This is a genomic window from Niveibacterium umoris (assembly GCF_014197015.1).
GTDB lineage: Bacteria > Pseudomonadota > Gammaproteobacteria > Burkholderiales > Rhodocyclaceae > Niveibacterium > Niveibacterium umoris.
The window spans coordinates 1,550,365-1,567,094 of the sequence record NZ_JACIET010000001.1 but is presented as its reverse complement, the minus strand read 5'-3'; the positions used below and the strand labels follow the sequence as shown (position 1 = coordinate 1,567,094).

Sequence of the window (16,730 nt, the reverse complement as noted above, 5' to 3'; positions counted from 1 at the left end):
TGCGATCACGGGGGGCGGGTGCAGCGCGCGCTCCTGCCGATCTCACATTGCCTGGGCCACGCCCCGCCGTCGAATACGCGTCGGAGGTGGACTGCGGCCCTTTGCTGCATTCGGTTGGGTGGCCATTGCGGGGGAAGAGGTCGGCGGTGTTCGTGGCCAACGCGTCGCTCAAGTAAGAGAGCCGAAGCGGGTTGTAGGTAACTCTCTGACAAGACTGGAAATTTACAGTCTGTGACAATGCTGCCAGTACGCCGCCGTATAGACTCTTGACCGATTTTGCCTGCGCGCCGAAGGGATTCGGCACAACGGAATTTGCCTCCTCAACGGGCGAGTCGAGAACAACTAACAACGACCTAATGGAGCCCCACATGGCAATCCTTGGAACCAATGATGCCGACTTGATCAACGGAACTGCCGGCCCTGACGAGATCAGTGGTCTCGACGGCAACGACACGATCAGCGGCCTCGCCGGCGACGATTCGCTGTACGGGGGCGCAGGCAATGACAGCTTGTCCGGCGGTGATGGCACGGACTGGCTGATTGGGGGGCAAGGATCTGACGTCATCGATGGTGGCGCCGGAAATGATGCGGCTTCGTTTGAGGACGGCAACCAGGGTGCGGTCATCAATCTTGCGACGGGGGTCGTCAGCAACGACGGCTTTGGCAACGCCGAAACGATACTGAACGTCGAGAACCTGCACGGCACGAATTTCGCCGACCAGCTCACCTTCGCCGACAACTCCGGCTACGTCTTTGCTCGAGCGGGCAATGACACGCTGATCGGCGGCGCGAATGGCATGACCTTCTTTGCCGGCAGCGGTGCGGACAGCATCATCGGCGGCGCGGGCCGGGACAACGTCAGCTATTTCGACGACACGTTCGACGCGCGCGGCGCGATTACCCATGGCATCAACGCGAACCTGACCTGGGGCTGGGTCGTCGACGGCTGGGGCGACAAGGACACGGTCAGCGGCATCGAGGATGTCACCGGCTCACAACGCAACGACTGGATCGTTGGCAACGCCCAGGACAACCAGCTCGACGGTGGCGACGGGAACGATTACCTGCGCGGAGGGGCTGGGAATGACCTGCTGATCGGCGGCGCCGGCATCGACCGCGTTTCGTATTTCAGCGCCCCTGCTGCGATCGTGGTGAATCTGGCTACCGGCATCGCGACCGATGGCCTTGGCGGCACCGATACACTGGACGGTATCGAGAATGTCACCGGTTCCAACTTCGCAGGCGCGGGCGACAGCATTACCGGTGACGCCAACGACAACGTGATCAGCGGCAATGGCGGAAGCGACACGCTCGACGGCGGCGCGGGCCGCGATACCGCGAGCTTCGGCTTTGCGACCAGCGGCGCGACGGCCAGCCTCAAGACCGGCACCGCAGCGGATGACGGGACAGGCACCTCCGACGTATTGTTTAACTTCGAGAACCTCGAAGGTAGCCAGTACAACGATGTACTGGAAGGTGATGCCGGCGACAACGTCCTGAGCGGGCTGGGCGGTGCCGACACGCTGATCGGTGGCGGTGGAAACGACACGCTGTTGGGCGGAGTCGGGAGCGACGTCGCCGTTTTCTCGGGCAACAAGTCGGACTATCGCGTACTCACCGGCGCCAATGGCGTAACGACTGTCACCGATCTGCGGGCTGCCACCGTCGCAGGCTACGATGGGGTTGATCAGCTCAGCGGGATCAATACGCTGCGCTTTGCAGACGGCGACATTTCGATGATCGCCATGCCGACCTTGATCAATACCTCGGTCACCGGGTCTGAAAGTTTCCCTGCCACGACCGCGCTTGTGGACAGCTACGCGAGTGATCCGGATCGCGGCTATGTCGTCGTATGGCGAGACGATGGTGGCACAAGCGGAACGGCGCGCCTGATCTTCAAGCTCTACAACACGGATGGAACCGCGCGCAGTGACGAGGTTGTCCTTGCGAGCGGGGCGACCAACACGGACGGTGGCGGCCAGTTCTCCTCGCTGCGCTGGCCACAGGTTGTCGGCCTGTCCGATGGTGGTTTTGTTGTCACCTACGATCAACTCGCGACGGTCGCGGACCCTTCCACCGCGGACGATTCGCGCGACGTCTACCTGCGTCGCTACGACAGCAACGGCAATGCAATCGGTTCGCCGGTGCTGGTCAATCAGGTCACCGCGAACTCGCAGAAGCTCAACGCCGCCACGCTGCTCGACGACGGCTCTGTTGTGGTGGTGTGGCGCTCGAACGCGAATCCGGTTGGCGCAGGCGGTTTCAACCCCGATATCTACGGAACCGTTCTCGACGCTTCGGGTAACCGGATCGTCAATGAATTCCATGTGAACGCACCGGCCGGCAGTGGTCAGCCGAGGGCGCCGGGCGGGCAGACCATGCCATCGTTGGTGGCGATTCCGGATGGTTTCGTCGTGGTCTGGGAAGGCATGGGCTCGGCGCCGGGCAGCGACGGCTACGGCATCTTCATGCAGCGCTTCAATGCCGCCGGCCTGCCGCAGGGTAGCGAGACCCAGGTCAATACCACCAGCGCGCTGCTGCAGTCGCAGGCGTCGGTGGCGGCGCTTCGGGAAGACGACGGGTCGGGCAACATGGTCGTCACCGGCTATGTCGTCTCCTGGCTCAGCAACGTTGGCAGCGACGACAACCCCACCGACGTCGAACTCAAGGTCCAGCGTTTCAACAGCGATGGTTCTGCCGTCGACACCGAACTGACGCTGGCGACGCACGTTTCGAACAGCAGCAAGCCCGTGGTGCTGGGCCTGTCAGGTGGTGGCTACGCAATTGCCTGGACCGACAGCACGACTGGGGACCTGACGCTGGAGCGATTCACTGCAGCCGGAAACGCGCTGACGCTGGTCAATCTCAGTCGCGGTTTCACCGCGCAAGGCAGCTACAGCCCGGCGCTGACTGAACTGGGTTCCGGGGCAATCTCGGTCGTCTGGTATGGCGACAACATCTATCGCCAGGTCGTTGATCTGAACGGCGTAGCGGAATCCCTCGTCGCGCCCGATCTCGAAACCACGCAGCAGCGCGTCATCATGCAGGACGGCATGCGGAACCTGACCTACGTCGGTCCGAACTCGCCTTATCTGCCCAACGGCCTGACTGGCTGGGACTCGACGACGGGCGCTGGCTTCAACCTCGACGCCGGCGTCACGAACAACGCCGACAGGTGGTACGTCCAGTTCCCGCAGGACGGGTCATCGCACCCGTGGGCGCCGACGTCGGAGTCTTACCTCACCGGCAACGCCCTCGACAACGTGATCACCGGCGGCGCCGGTGGTGACGTGCTCAACGGCGGCACTGGCCTGGACACGCTGGTTGGCGGCGCCGGCGACGACACCTACCTGATCAACGACGAGGCCACGCCGGACGTCATCCTCGAAGGCGCCAATGCTGGCCGGGACATCGTACGGACCAAGACGCTGAACTACGACCTGTCAGTCAGCGCACCAAATGTCGAGGTGCTCTACTTCCACGCCCATGATTTCGAAAGTCGCGTAGGAGTTGGTAACGCGCTGGACAACGAGATCGGCTCCACCAACGGGTCGGACTCGCTCTATGGCGGGCTCGGCAATGACTCGCTCTGGGGCAACAGCGGCAACGATCTGCTCGATGGTGGCGACGGTAACGATCTGCTGGCCGGCGGTAGCGGCGCGGATACGCTGCTCGGCGGCGCGGGCGACGACCTCATCCTGGTGCACCGCAGCGACACCAACTCGGACTGGATGGTGACCAACGACGGCAACGAGAGTGTCGACGGTGGGGCAGGGCAGGACAGGGTCGTCGTGACCGGCACGCTGGCCGACTATGGCGTCACGCGCAAGGCGGACGGCACCTACAGCGGCCTCACGGACAACGGCGACGGCTCGTACACGCTCAACGGAACGCTCCACGTTCTCGCCTGGGATGGCGCCGCCTACACGATCCCGACGGATGTCGCGACCAAGGTGACCTTCCGCAACGTCGAAACGCTCACCTTCGACGGCGACGGCAACATCTGGAGCACGACGGGCGACCAGACCACGATCTCGGTCGCCAGTTTCCTCAGCGGCATCGTTGGAACCACCGGCAACGACACGCTCAGCAGCGTCGCGGACAATGATGTGCTGAACGGCCTGGCCGGTAACGACACCTATGTGGTCCGCCACAAGAACGTGCAGGTCAATGAGAACCTCGGGGCGGGTACCGACGAGGTGCAGAGCTACGTCAACGTCTATCGCCTGCAGCCGAACATCGAGAACCTCAGCTACAAGGGCGACGGCGCGACGCCGGTGGCGAGCGGGACGATGGTCGATTCCACCCTTTGGGGCGGCTACGACGTCGGGGTGCAAGGCCACAACGCCATCTTCTTCGGGCAGGGCAACGCCCTGGGCAACCAGATCAAGGGCGGCGACGGCGCGGATGTGCTCGATGGCGCCGCTGGCGCGGACACGCTGGTTGGTGGCAAGGGCGATGACACCTACTTCGTCGACAACGCCGGCGATGTGGTCACCGAGAACGCCAACGAAGGCTACGACGCGATCTTCACGACGTTGACGACGTACACGCTCGCCGACAAGCCCAACGTCGAGGAACTCCAGTTCTCCTTCGCCGGAACGGCCAACTTCACAGGCACCGGCAACGCGTCGAACAACTTCCTCTCCGGCCGGAGCGGCAATGACACGCTCGACGGTGCTGCCGGCGACGACCAGATCTTTGGCGGCAGTGGCGCCGATTCGATCAAGGGCGGCGATGGCAATGACACGCTGATCCCGGGTGGCTATCTGGTCAGCGATTTCATGGTGCATACCACCGACTCGCTCGATGGCGGCAACGGTACCGATACCGCAGTGCTGTACGGCCAGTTGAGCGACTACTCCGTTGCGTCGCAGAGCGGCACCAACCTGACGCTGATGTACAACCCGGGCGGTGGCTATGCCTATGTGCAGCTCACCGGCATCGAGTATGTCCAGTTCGATCCGGACGGGCAGCCGTGGGTGGGGTCGAATACTTCGGCTTCGCAGACACTTGCGAGCCTTTATCAGGCGTCCAGTGTGGGCACCTCGGGCGCGGATTTCCTCGTTAGCGCGCGCGACAACGATACGCTCGCGGGCCTCGGCGGCAACGACACGTATGTGATCCGGCATCAGAACGTTACCGTTACCGAGGGTGCAACGGAGGGCACCGCCGACGAAGTGCGGACCACCCTGAACCAGTATGTGCTGCCGACCAACGTCGAAAAGCTCAGTTTCATCGGCGACCCGGCTTCGACTGTCACCCTGACGAACTGGACGCCGCCGGTCACCAACGCGATCAAGTTGACCGATCCGCTCACCGTCTCGTTCTACGCGACGGGCAATGCTGGCGCGAACAGCATTACCGGCACCGCTGGCCGGGACATCCTGGTGGGCGGCGCCGGCGCAGACACGCTTGTCGGCGGTACCGGCAACGACTGGTACTTCGTCGACAGCGCATCGGACGTCATCGTCGAGAACGCTGGCGAAGGCATCGACCGCATCTGGCTCGATGCCTCCCTGACGACTTACAGCCTTGCGACCACCGCGCTCGCCAACGTCGAGCAGCTCTCGTACTACGGCAACGGCAATTTCACCGGCACCGGCAACGACCTGAACAATCGCCTGCGCGGCGACGCCGGAAGCGACACACTGAGCGGCGGCAACGGGGCGGATCAGCTCTTCGGCAATCTTGGGTCCGACAAGCTCGATGGCGGCGCCGGCGACGACTACATCTTCGACCTCGACGGCAATGACACGATGCTCGGCGGCGCCGGCAACGACTGGATGGAAGTCGGCTTCGCGCCGAACCTGCAGGACAACGCCGGCAATCCGATTCCGGGCAACGCCTACGACAGCGTCAGCATCGACGGTGGTACGGATTCCACCGTCGTAGGTGCCGCCGACACCTCCACCGACACCTTCGCGCTCTACGGCAAGGTGTCCGACTACGCTTTCAGCCGCCCCGATGCCACCACCATCCGCATCGTCGACAAGGCGGGCAAGGGCGAGGCCCGCCTCGTCAAAGTCGAGCAGCTGTACTTCTATACCGACGGCAACAACGACGGCTTCAACACGGCCGACACCACGACCGGTGCGCTGAATGACGATGTGTGGTTCGCGACGACCGCACTCAACGGCTCGGTCAGCAACCTGGGGACTAGCGGCAACGACACGCTGACCAGCCTGCAACTCAACGACGTGCTAGTGGGTGAGGGTGGGGCGGATACCTACCGCATCTACCACGCTGGCACCAAAATCCTTGAAGGGGCCACGACGGTCGTCGGCGCTGACACCGCCGAGGTCTACATCAACCGCTACCGCCTTGGCGACAACGTCGAGAACATGGTGGCGAAGTACGCCGGCACCGGCACGCTGATGGCGCCGTTCTCGCTGGAAGACGGCTGGTACACCCCCTTCCCTCAGGATGGCGGCGACCACCCCTGGGTGCCGAATGCCGTGTTCTACGGCACCGGCAACGCGCTGGCCAACAGCATCGTTGGTGGCAACGGCAATGACGTGCTCGACGGTGGCGCTGGCGCGGACACGCTTGCCGGCGGCCTTGGCGACGACACCTACCTGATCGACAACATCGGCGACAAGATCGTCGACACCGGCGGCACCGACGTCGTACGTACCAACCTCGCAAGTTTCGACCTTGCTGTCGCAGGTGCCGGCATCGAGGCTCTCTACTACCACGGCACGGCGGCCTTCACCGGCAAGGGTGCGGGCGGCAATGAGACGATCGGCTCCTGGTCGGGCAATGACACGCTCACCGGCCTTGGTGGCAATGACATGCTCTGGGGCAACGGTGGCAATGACAGCCTCGACGGCGGCGACGGCAATGACACCATCGGTGGCGGCTCCGGCGCGGATACGCTGCTCGGTGGCGCTGGCGATGACTGGCTGATCGCCCGCAAACAGGACACCCTCGATACGGGTGCCGAGGGCAATGACAGCGTTGACGGCGGTACCGGCAGCGACAGGCTGTTCGTCGCGGGCCGCAGGTCCGACTACACGGTAGCCCGCCCGTCGGCGACGCAGACCGTGCTGACCAATATCGCCGACGGCAAGACGATTAGCTTCACGAACGTCGAGTCGATCACCTTCGCGCTCGACAACAACGCCTGGAACACGGCCCCCGGCAACCAGCAGACCTTCCTGCTCGCCGACCTGCTCACGAACCAGGCCAGCGCGTTCGACGACGTCTTCACCAGCACGGCGAATGGCCAGGCCTTTGCCGGCCTCGCGGGCAACGACACCTATAACGTCAACCATTCGGGCGTGACGGTCACCGAAGCGGCTGCAGCCGGCACCGACACGGTGAACCTCGGCGGCACGCAGCGCAGCTATGCGCTGTCGTCCAATGCCGAGCGCCTTGTGTACGTCGGCCCGGTGGACAACACCTCGTCCTTCGCGCTCAGCTTTGGCGGCAAGTCCTTCAACTTCAGCGGCATGACCGCGTCGCTCACCGGCAACGACGACACTGTTACTGGCGGCGGCAATGTGCTGATCGGCGGCGCGGGCAATGACCTGCTCAACGGCCGCGCCGGCGCGGACACCATGACCGGTGGCTTGGGCGACGACGTGTACGTGCTCGACAGCGCGACCGACAGCGTCGTCGAGGACGGCGGCGCGGGCAAGGACACGGTCATCACCAGCCTCGCCAGCTACACGCTGCTGACCAATTTCGAGAACCTCGTCTTTGCGACCGGCAGCACCGCGGCCACCGGCACCGGCAACCTGGTCGACAACAGCATGGTCGGTGCCGACGGCGCCGACAAGCTCAGCGGCCTCGCCGGCTCGGACACGCTGCGCGGCAACGCCGGCGGCGACAGCCTGGACGGTGGCGATGGCAATGACCTGCTCGACGGTGGCGACGGCAACGACACGCTGATCGGTGGTGCTGGCGCCGACGCGCTGTATGCCGGCAACGGCAATGACAGCCTCGCCGGCGGCGCCGGCAGCGATTCGCTCTACTCGGGTGTCGGCCTGGACACGATCGACGGCGGCAACGACTCCACCGTGGTCGGCGCGGCGGACACCTCGGTCGACACGTTGTTCGTGCTCGGCAACCAGGCCGACTACACGATCACCCGCACCGGTGCCAGCAGCGCGCGTTTCCAGAACCTCGCCACCGGCGAAGACATCACCGTCTCGAACATCGAAGCGGTGAAGTTCGCCGATCAGGTCGGTGCGACCCTCATGGGCGACCTGATCAACGCCCTTGGCTCGCCCGGCAGCGACACGCTCAGCGGTGGGGCCGGGCGCGACTCGCTCAATGGCGGTGCCGGCAATGACCTCGTGCAGGGCTTCGGCGGCGAAGATGAGCTCGCCGGCGGCGCCGGCAACGACACGCTGGTCGGCGGCGCCGGGATGGACCTGCTCGACGGCGGCGACGGCTCCGATGTGTACGTCTTCCGTCAGGGCGATGGCGACGACGTCATCGACCAGAACGACACCGTGGCCGCGAACATCGACGAGTTGCAGTTCGCCGACGCGATCGCGCCGGCCGATGTCACCATCAGCCGCGGTGCGCAGACCTTTGACGACCTCGTCGTACGTGTGAACAAGGGCGGTCAGATCGATCAGGTCGTCGTCAGCGGCTTCTTCCTGAACGACGCCATCAACAACGCCGGCGCGATCGACCAGATCCGCTTTACGCTCGGCGACACGCTGAGCACCAACGATGTGCTGTGGACCCGTGCCCAGCTCGCCACCATGGCGCTCACTGGCGGCGCCGACGACGACTTCCTGCTCGGCTACGCCAGTACCAACGACAGCCTCACCGGCGCCGGCGGCGACGACTGGATGATGGGCTCGGGCGGCAACGACACGCTCAATGCCGGCGACGGCAACGATGCGCTGTATGGCGGCACCGGCAACGATTCGCTGCTGGGCGGCGCAGGCAACGATTACATCGCGGCCGGTGACGGCGCGGACACCCTGATCGGCGGCGCTGGCAACGACCAGATGACCGGCGGCGCCGGCTCCGACACCTATGTCTGGGGCCGTGGCCAGGGGCAGGACACCATCAGCGAGGACTATTTCGCCGATGCGGACGGTCGCACTACGCCGCTTGATTACTACGTGACGACCGGCGACGTGCCGCGCAGTGCGGATATTGACACCGTCAGCATCGGTGCAGGGGTGCGGCCCGACCAGGTTGTGGTTACCCGCGCGGTCGATGATCTGCGCGTATCCATCAACGGATCTGCGGACGATGTTCTGGTCGTGAAGAATTTCTTCAGCGGCTCGGTGGCACCGATCGAGCGCATCCAGTTCGCCGACGGCACTATCTGGACGGCGACTACCGTGCGAACCAAGGTGCTGTTCCCGACGTCGGGGAATGACAGCCTGGTGGGCTACCTCGGGGGAGATCGCATCCTTGGTCAGGGCGGCAATGACACGCTGGATGGCCGCCAAGGCAATGACACGCTCGACGGTGGTGAAGGCGACGACTCGCTGATCGGAGGGTTGGGCAATGACTCGCTGATCGGTGGTGTCGGCTCTGACACGCTGAACGGGGGTGACGGCTTCAACACGCTGATCGGCGGACTGGGCAATGACCTGCTGACGAGTTGGGGATCCACCGGCACGGATACGTACCGGTATTCGCTCGGCGATGGGTACGACACGATCCAGGACAGTGGCGGCACCGATCGGCTTGATATCACCGCTCCGGGCGCGGCTCTCGGCTACCAGCGCCTGAATGGCACGGGGATGATGATCACGATCAATGGGCAGGACGCCATCGTGATTCAGGACGCCTTCGGCAGCGGAAAGATCGAAACCATCGCGCTCAATGGCGTCGTGCAGACACCCGTCCTCGCCGCACCGGAGCGCTGGCTCGGCACCCAAAACGCCGATGGGCTTTACGGCCTAGACTCCGCTGAGCTGATCGAGGGGTTGGCCGGGAATGACGAACTTCAGGGGGGGGGCGGAAATGACACGCTGGTTGGTGGACTCGGGCGGGATCGCCTCTTCGGTGGCGACGGCGATGACACCTATCGCTATAAAGCGGGTGATGGCACTGATTTGATTTTTGAGGCGTCTGGCAACGACACGCTGGATCTGAGTACGGAGAATCGGGCCGACTGGCTGGTCACTGGCGAGGGAGATCTGATTCTGACGCGTATTGCCGATCCGAGCGACCAGATTTTTGTTTACTACGGCGCATTTGAGTTGATGCAGGGGTCCGGGCCTTACCCTCAAACCGTCGAAACGATCCGCTTTGCCGATGCAACCCTGTCGCTTGCCGGGGCTACCGATGGTGCCGATAGCCTGACTAGCCTCGACAACGGTGGCGCACTGCATGGACGTGGCGGCAATGACACGATCAGCGGGGGCAAAAACGGTGACCAACTTTTCGGCGACGACGGGGACGATCGGCTGTATGGCAATGGCGGAGATGATCAGCTTTCGGGTGATTCGGGGAATGATCTGCTCGTCGGTGGTGCTGGGGCAGACACCCTCTGGGCGGGCACCGGTTCGGATACTCTCGATGGCGGTGACGGAGACGACCGGTTCTCTGTCAGCGCCGCCGGCGCAGCCACGCTGATCTACGATGGCGCCGGCTCTGACGTGATCACAGTCTCCGAGAACGGGACCTCGGAGACTGGCATCTACCTTGCTGCGGATGGCGCGAGCGATACGGTGACGGTATATGGCGCCACGCCCTTCGCCCAGACAACCGTTCATTTCGATGCGAGCGTCGATGCCACGGAGCTATGGTTTGCGCGAAGTGGCTACGATCTGGTCGTTACGAACCTTGCGGACCGGAGCGACACCCTGAAGGTTTCAGGCTGGTTCGGCGGTGGCGATACGCATCTCGATCGCTTCTTCGACGGAGCGGGCCTGGCGTTGAACGAGTCTGACGTCCAGGCACTGGTCGACGCGATGGCGGGTTACGGGGTGCCGGGCGGCAGCAGTGTGCCGAACGACGGTTCCTACGCCGACGCCTACGCCGCGATCAATACCTTCTGGCACAGCTGAGTGCCGCGAAATGATGGCGGCGGCCGCAGGGCCGCCCGCCACCGCCCGCTGGTCCGGAAGGGCGAGCGGGCGGTTTCGCTTCTACAATCGCCCCCTGTTGATCCGCTCTGCCAAAAGACATGACGCTTACCCCCGAAGGCCAGGACCCGGCGCCCGGCGCTGACCCGCAGACCGCCGAAGGCCAGCCCGCACGCGAGGCGCCGAACGCTGCGGCGGCGGGCATCGACACCGGGCTTGCCGGGCTGGTGATGCTGGCGCGCTTCCACGGCCTGAATGCCGACCCGGCGCCGCTGATCCACGAGTTCGGCGAACACGGCAAGCCCTTCGACGAGGCGGCGCTGCTGCGCGCCGCCCGCAAGCTGGAACTGAAGGCCCGCGCGGTCGATACCAACTGGGCACGGCTGGAGCGCACGCCGCTGCCGGCGCTGGCCAGGACGCGTGACGGCCGCTATGTGGTGCTCGCCAAGCTGGGGCCGGAGGGGGTGCTGATTCAGGACCCCGAGGTCGGCAGGCCGGAGGTGCTTAGCCGCGAGGCCTGGGAGGCGCGCTGGTCGGGCCGCCTGCTGCTCTTCGTGTCGCGGGCCTCGCTGGTCGGCGAGCTCGCGCGTTTCGACTTTTCCTGGTTCGTGCCGGCGCTGGTGCGCTACCGCGGCCTGCTCGGCGAGGTGCTGCTGGCCTCGCTGGTGCTGCAGGTGATCGGACTGGCGACACCGCTGTTCTTCCAGGTGGTGATGGACAAGGTGCTGGTGCACCACGGCCTGACGACGCTGGACGTGATCTGCGTCGGGTTGTTCGGTGCCATCGTCTTCGAAGTGCTCCTCGGCGGCCTGCGCACCTACCTGTTCGCCCACACGACCAGCCGCATCGACGTCGAGCTTGGTGCGCGACTGTTCCGCCACCTGCTGGCCCTGCCGCTGGCCTACTTCCACGCCCGGCGCGTCGGCGACTCGGTGGCGCGGGTGCGCGAGCTGGAGAACATCCGCAACTTCCTGACCGGTCAGGCGCTGACCTCGGTGCTGGATCTGCTCTTCTCGGTGGTCTTCATCGCGGTGATGCTGTTCTACAGCGGCTGGCTGACGCTGATCGTGCTGGCCTCGCTGCCGTGCTACGTGCTGCTCTCAGTGCTGATCACACCTTCGCTGCGCGCCCGGCTCAACGAGAAGTTCGCGCGCGGGGCGGAGAACCAGGCCTTTCTGGTGGAGGCGGTCAGCGGTATCGAGACGATCAAGTCGCTGTCGGTGGAGCCCCAGCTCACCCGGCGCTGGGACAACCAGCTTGCGGCCTATGTGGCGGCGGGCTTCCGCGTGGTGCAGCTGGCGAACGTCGGCAGCCAGGGCGTGCAGTTCGTGCAGAAGCTGGTCACGCTCGGCACGCTTTGGCTGGGGGCGAGGCTGGTGATCGAAGGGCAGATGACTGTGGGCCAGCTGATCGCCTTCAACATGCTCGCCGGCCGGGTGGCGATGCCGGTGATGCGTCTCGCGCAGCTGTGGCAGGACTTCCAGCAGACCGGCATCTCGGTCAGCCGGCTGGGTGACATCTTGAACACCCGCACCGAGATCGCGTCGAGCCGCGCGCAGCTGCCTGCGATCCAGGGTGCGATCGAGTTCGACCGCGTGGGCTTCCGCTACCGCCCCGACGGGCAGGAGGTGCTGCGCGACATCCGGCTGCAGATCCGCCCCGGCGAGGTGATCGGCATCGTCGGCCGTTCGGGTTCCGGTAAATCGACGCTGACCAAGCTGCTGCAGCGGCTGTTCGTGCCTGAACGGGGCCGGGTGCTGGTCGATGGCGTTGACCTGCAACTGGCCGACCCGGTGTGGCTGCGGCGGCAGGTCGGGGTGGTGCTGCAGGAGAACCTGCTGTTCAACCGCACCGTGCGTGACAACATCGCACTGGCCGACCCGGGCCGGCCGATGGAGGCGGTGATTGCGGCCGCCACGCTGGCTGGCGCGCACGAATTCATCATGGAGCTGCCGGAAGGCTACGACACGATGATCGGCGAGCACGGCGTGGGCCTGTCGGGCGGGCAGCGCCAGCGGATCGCGATCGCCCGCGCGCTGATCACCAACCCGCGGATCCTGATCTTCGACGAGGCAACCAGTGCGCTCGACTATGAGTCCGAGCGGATCATCCACGGCAACATGCAACGCATCTGCCAGGGCCGCACGGTGCTGATCATCGCGCACCGGCTGTCGGCCGTGCGCAGGGCGGACCGGATCGTGGCGATGGACCGCGGCCAGATCGTCGAGATCGGCACGCATGACGAGTTGCTGGCGCGACCCGGCTACTACGCGCATCTGCATGCGCTGCAGACGAACTGAGGGGCCGCGCCATGATCTGGAAACTCAAGCTGCTGGCCTGGTGCGACATCCTCAACCGCTACCGGTCTGTGCTGCAGACGAGCTGGACCCTGCGTGAGGAGTTGAGCCCGCCGCAGCGCAGTCGCGATGAACGCGAGTTCCTGCCCGCGTCGCTGGAACTGATGGAGACACCTCCGTCACCGCTGCCGCGCCGGATGATGTGGACCCTGATCGCGCTGATCGGCTTCACGCTGGCCTGGGCATTCTTCGGCCGGGTCGACATCGTTGCGGTGGCGAGCGGCAAGATCGTGCCGAGCGGCTACAGCAAGACGATCCAGTCGCCCGAACTTGCCGTGGTGCGGCGAATCCATGTCGAGAACGGTCAGTTCGTGAAGGCGGGCGAGACGCTGGTGGAGCTCGACGCCACCGGGGCGGAATCGGACCGCGATCGTGCGATGCAGGCCTGGGTGGCCGCCCGGCTTGCCGCGGCGAGGGCCGCGACGCTGGTGGAGGCGCTGCGGCGTGGCGCGGCACAGAATGTGACCAAGGGCCTGGAAGGTGCGCCCCTGCCGGCGCGCTGGCAGCCCGAGGTGCAGCGCGAACAGGCGGTGGCCGATGGCCTCTGGCGCGAGCTGCAGGCGCGGCTTGCCTCGGCCGACGCCGAGCGCTCGCAGAAGGAGGCCGAGCGCGACACCGCGAAGGAGCTGGTGGTCAAGCTCTCGCAGACCCTGCCGCTGGTGGCACAGCGCGCCTCGGACTACAAGAAGCTGGTGGAGGAAAACTTCATGTCCTACCACGGCTATCTGGACCGCGAGCAGTTGCGTATCGAGATGGAGCGCGACCTCGCCGCACAGAAGAACAAGGTGCGCGAGCTGGATGCCGGCCTGGTGTTGCTGGGGCGCCAGCGCGAATCGATCGTGGCCGAATTCCGCAAGACGCAGCTCAGCGATCGTGCCGCGGCCCTCGAGCGCGCGGCCGAGCTGGAGCAGGAGCACATCAAGAACGACCGGCGCAGCGGGCTGTTGCGGGTGGTGGCGCCGGTCGACGGCGTCGTGCAGCAGCTGGCGGTGCATACGGTGGGGGGCGTGCTGAAGGAGGCGGAGCCGATGATGATCGTCGTCCCGCGCCAGGATCACCTGCTGGTCGAGGCGACGCTCGAGAACAAGGACATCGGCTTCGTCGAGCGCAACCAGCCCGCGACGGTCAAGGTCGAGACCTTTCCCTACACCAAGTACGGCACCTTGAAGGGCGTCGTGCGCCATGTGTCGACCGACGCGATTCCCGACCAGAAGCGCGGCCTGACCTATCAGGCGCTGGTGGAACTTGACCAGAGCCGCATGCGCGTCGGCAACAAGGACATCGCGCTGACGCCCGGCATGGCGGTGAGCGTCGAGATCAAGACCGGCGTGCGGACGGTGATGGAGTACTTCCTCGATCCGCTGATCGTGCACACCAGCGAGAGCCTTCGGGAGCGCTAAGCCTGATCGGGGTTTCGCAGCGGCGGCTCCGTACGTGGAAGCCGCTGCGCCGCCGCGTCACGCAGCCAGTCGCCGGATGAAATCGAGCTGGGCAGGCAGGCAGACCGAGCGCAGATCGTAGCGTTCGACCACCGACTGGCGGGCGGCTGCGCCAAGGCCGCGGTAGGCCGCGCGGTTTGCGAGCACATCGGCAACGGTGGCGGCCAGCGCTTCGGCGTCGAAGAAGTCCACCAGCAGGCCGTTCTCGCCGTGCCGGATCACCTCTTCCACCGGGGCCGTGCGTGAGCCGACGATGGTGCAGCCCACGCTCATTGCTTCGAGCAGGGACCACGACAGCACGAACGGGTAGGTCAGGTACACGTGTGCCGCCGAGACCTGCATCAACTGCGTCAACAGCTCGTGCGGCAGGCGGCCGACGAAATGGACGCGGGACGGATCGATCTGGTTGCGCACTTCGTCGAGAAAGGTGTTCTTCCAGCTGCCGTTGTCCGGCCCGGGGGCGCCATAGCTGACCCCTTCGGCGCCAACGATCACCACGCGCGCCTGCGGACGTTCGCGCAACAGCCGGGGCAGCGCGCGCATGAAGACGTGGTAGCCACGATAGGGCTCCAGGCTTCGCGCGACGAAGGTGACGACTTCGTCGCCCGCCTTCAGGCTGACGCCCGCGCCGCGCAGATGTACGACCGCCTTCGGGTCGGGTCTGAAGCGGGGCGTATCGATGCCGTCGTGGATCACGTCGATCTTCGGCCGGAAGACCTCCGGGTGGCTGTCGCGCTGGAACGCGGTGGGCGAGACCACCGCGTCGGCCGCCTCGAGTGCATGCAGCAGGTGGGTGTTCTTCAGGCGGATGCGCAGCGCGGCGTCGGGGTCCTTGCTGGCGAATTCCGGGTCGAAGCGGGCGTCGCGGCCGAAGGCTGAGTAGTAGTACTCGCCATACACCGCGAGCTTGCACGCCGGCAGGACGTCCTTGATGAACAGGGTCTCGCCCCAGCCGGAATGGCCGAAGACTAGGTCGGGCACGAAGCCTTGCGCCGCGAGCTGGCGGACCACGTCGGCGGTTGCCTTGCCGCGGATGACCTTGGCTTGCCAGTCCCGTTCCGTGCGCGACAGCAACTTCCACAGCGCCTCTGGCGGGGCCGGTACGCGATGGCTGATCACGCGCACGCCCGGCAACTGAACCGGCTTGCCCCGCATGCCGAGTGCGACCACTTCATGCCCTGCGGCGGCGAGCGCTGGCGCGAGGTGCACGAACTGACCGGGGAAGTTCTGGTGAACGAAGAGGATGCGCATGCTGGGCTAGAGGTCTCAGGGGCAAGCGTTTGTTAGCCGTGCAGGGCAGAAGAGTGCAGCGCGGCAGTCTGCTCACACCAGACCGGATCTATGTTGGTCAGCGCCCTCGGACGGGATTGCGGGAGTAATCCACCGATTACTTCGTTCGCGAAGATCGTGCCGCGCCGTGTGCGGTCAGGTCTGCCCGAACGCCGGCGGGGCGTTGCGCTTGTTGGGGCAATCTTCCTTGAGGCAGTCCACATACAGGTGGAGCGCGTGTTCGCGCACTTTGAAGCCGCGCTCCTGAGCGATGCGGTTCTGTTTCTCTTCGATTTCGGCGTCGTAGAACTCTTCCACCCGCCCGCATTGCATGCAGACCAAGTGATCGTGGTGCTGGCCGTGGTTCAGCTCGAACACCGCCTTGGCCGATTCGAAGTGATGGCGTTCAAGCAAGCCGGCTTGTTCGAACTGGGTCAGCACGCGATACACCGTGGCCAGGCCGATGTCCATGTCTTCCGCCATCAACATCCGGTAGACGTCCTCGGCCGTAAGGTGGCGCTGGTCGGTGCGCTGGAACAGTTCGAGGATCTTAAGCCGGGGAAGAGTGGCCTTGAGGCCCATGCTCTTGAGGCTTTGGGAGTTGGTCATGGATGGCGGCCGCGGGGTCGGATTAGCCGCATATGATATAGTCT

Annotated in this window: 5 protein-coding genes; 3 read left to right on the top strand and 2 right to left on the bottom strand. The window is 65.2% G+C overall.

Features of this window, described 5'->3' with window-relative positions; translation table 11 throughout:
• Positions 1 to 368 precede the first annotated feature (368 nt).
• From GGR36_RS21850 to GGR36_RS06990, 3 genes are all read left to right on the top strand, one after another.
• Positions 369 to 10,994, top strand: coding sequence for a calcium-binding protein (locus GGR36_RS21850; RefSeq protein ID WP_242533076.1), 10,626 nt, complete (start codon positions 369 to 371; stop codon positions 10,992 to 10,994).
• 119 nt (positions 10,995 to 11,113) lie between these two features.
• Positions 11,114 to 13,312 carry a type I secretion system permease/ATPase gene (locus GGR36_RS06995; RefSeq protein ID WP_183633503.1) on the top strand — a complete coding sequence of 733 codons (2,199 nt, stop codon included), beginning with the start codon at positions 11,114 to 11,116 and terminating at the stop codon, positions 13,310 to 13,312.
• A gap of 11 nt (positions 13,313 to 13,323) precedes the next feature.
• The gene (locus GGR36_RS06990) at positions 13,324 to 14,769 is read left to right on the top strand and encodes an HlyD family type I secretion periplasmic adaptor subunit (protein ID WP_183633501.1); all 1,446 of its coding nucleotides are present in this window, start codon (positions 13,324 to 13,326) and stop codon (positions 14,767 to 14,769) included.
• Positions 14,770 to 14,826: 57 nt separating this feature from the next.
• On the opposite strand, the gene GGR36_RS06985 is transcribed toward GGR36_RS06990, so the two are convergent.
• Positions 14,827 to 16,059 (bottom strand): glycosyltransferase family 4 protein, encoded by a 1,233-nt coding sequence (locus tag GGR36_RS06985; RefSeq protein ID WP_183633499.1) that lies wholly within the window; start codon positions 16,057 to 16,059, stop codon positions 14,827 to 14,829.
• Positions 16,060 to 16,233: 174 nt separating this feature from the next.
• Positions 16,234 to 16,686, bottom strand: coding sequence for a ferric iron uptake transcriptional regulator (fur, locus tag GGR36_RS06980; RefSeq protein ID WP_183633497.1), 453 nt, complete (start codon positions 16,684 to 16,686; stop codon positions 16,234 to 16,236).
• Positions 16,687 to 16,730 lie beyond the last annotated feature (44 nt).

What these genes read in the sequence shown, in the direction of transcription:
- GGR36_RS21850 (WP_242533076.1), top strand. Translation starts at nt 369, where the DNA reads ATGGCAATCCTTGGAACCAATGATGCCGACTTGATCAACGGAACTGCC.
- GGR36_RS06995 (WP_183633503.1), top strand. Translation starts at nt 11,114, where the DNA reads ATGACGCTTACCCCCGAAGGCCAGGACCCGGCGCCCGGCGCTGACCCG.
- GGR36_RS06990 (WP_183633501.1), top strand. Translation starts at nt 13,324, where the DNA reads ATGATCTGGAAACTCAAGCTGCTGGCCTGGTGCGACATCCTCAACCGC.
- GGR36_RS06985 (WP_183633499.1), bottom strand. Translation starts at nt 16,059, where the DNA reads ATGCGCATCCTCTTCGTTCACCAGAACTTCCCCGGTCAGTTCGTGCAC.
- fur (WP_183633497.1), bottom strand. Translation starts at nt 16,686, where the DNA reads ATGACCAACTCCCAAAGCCTCAAGAGCATGGGCCTCAAGGCCACTCTT.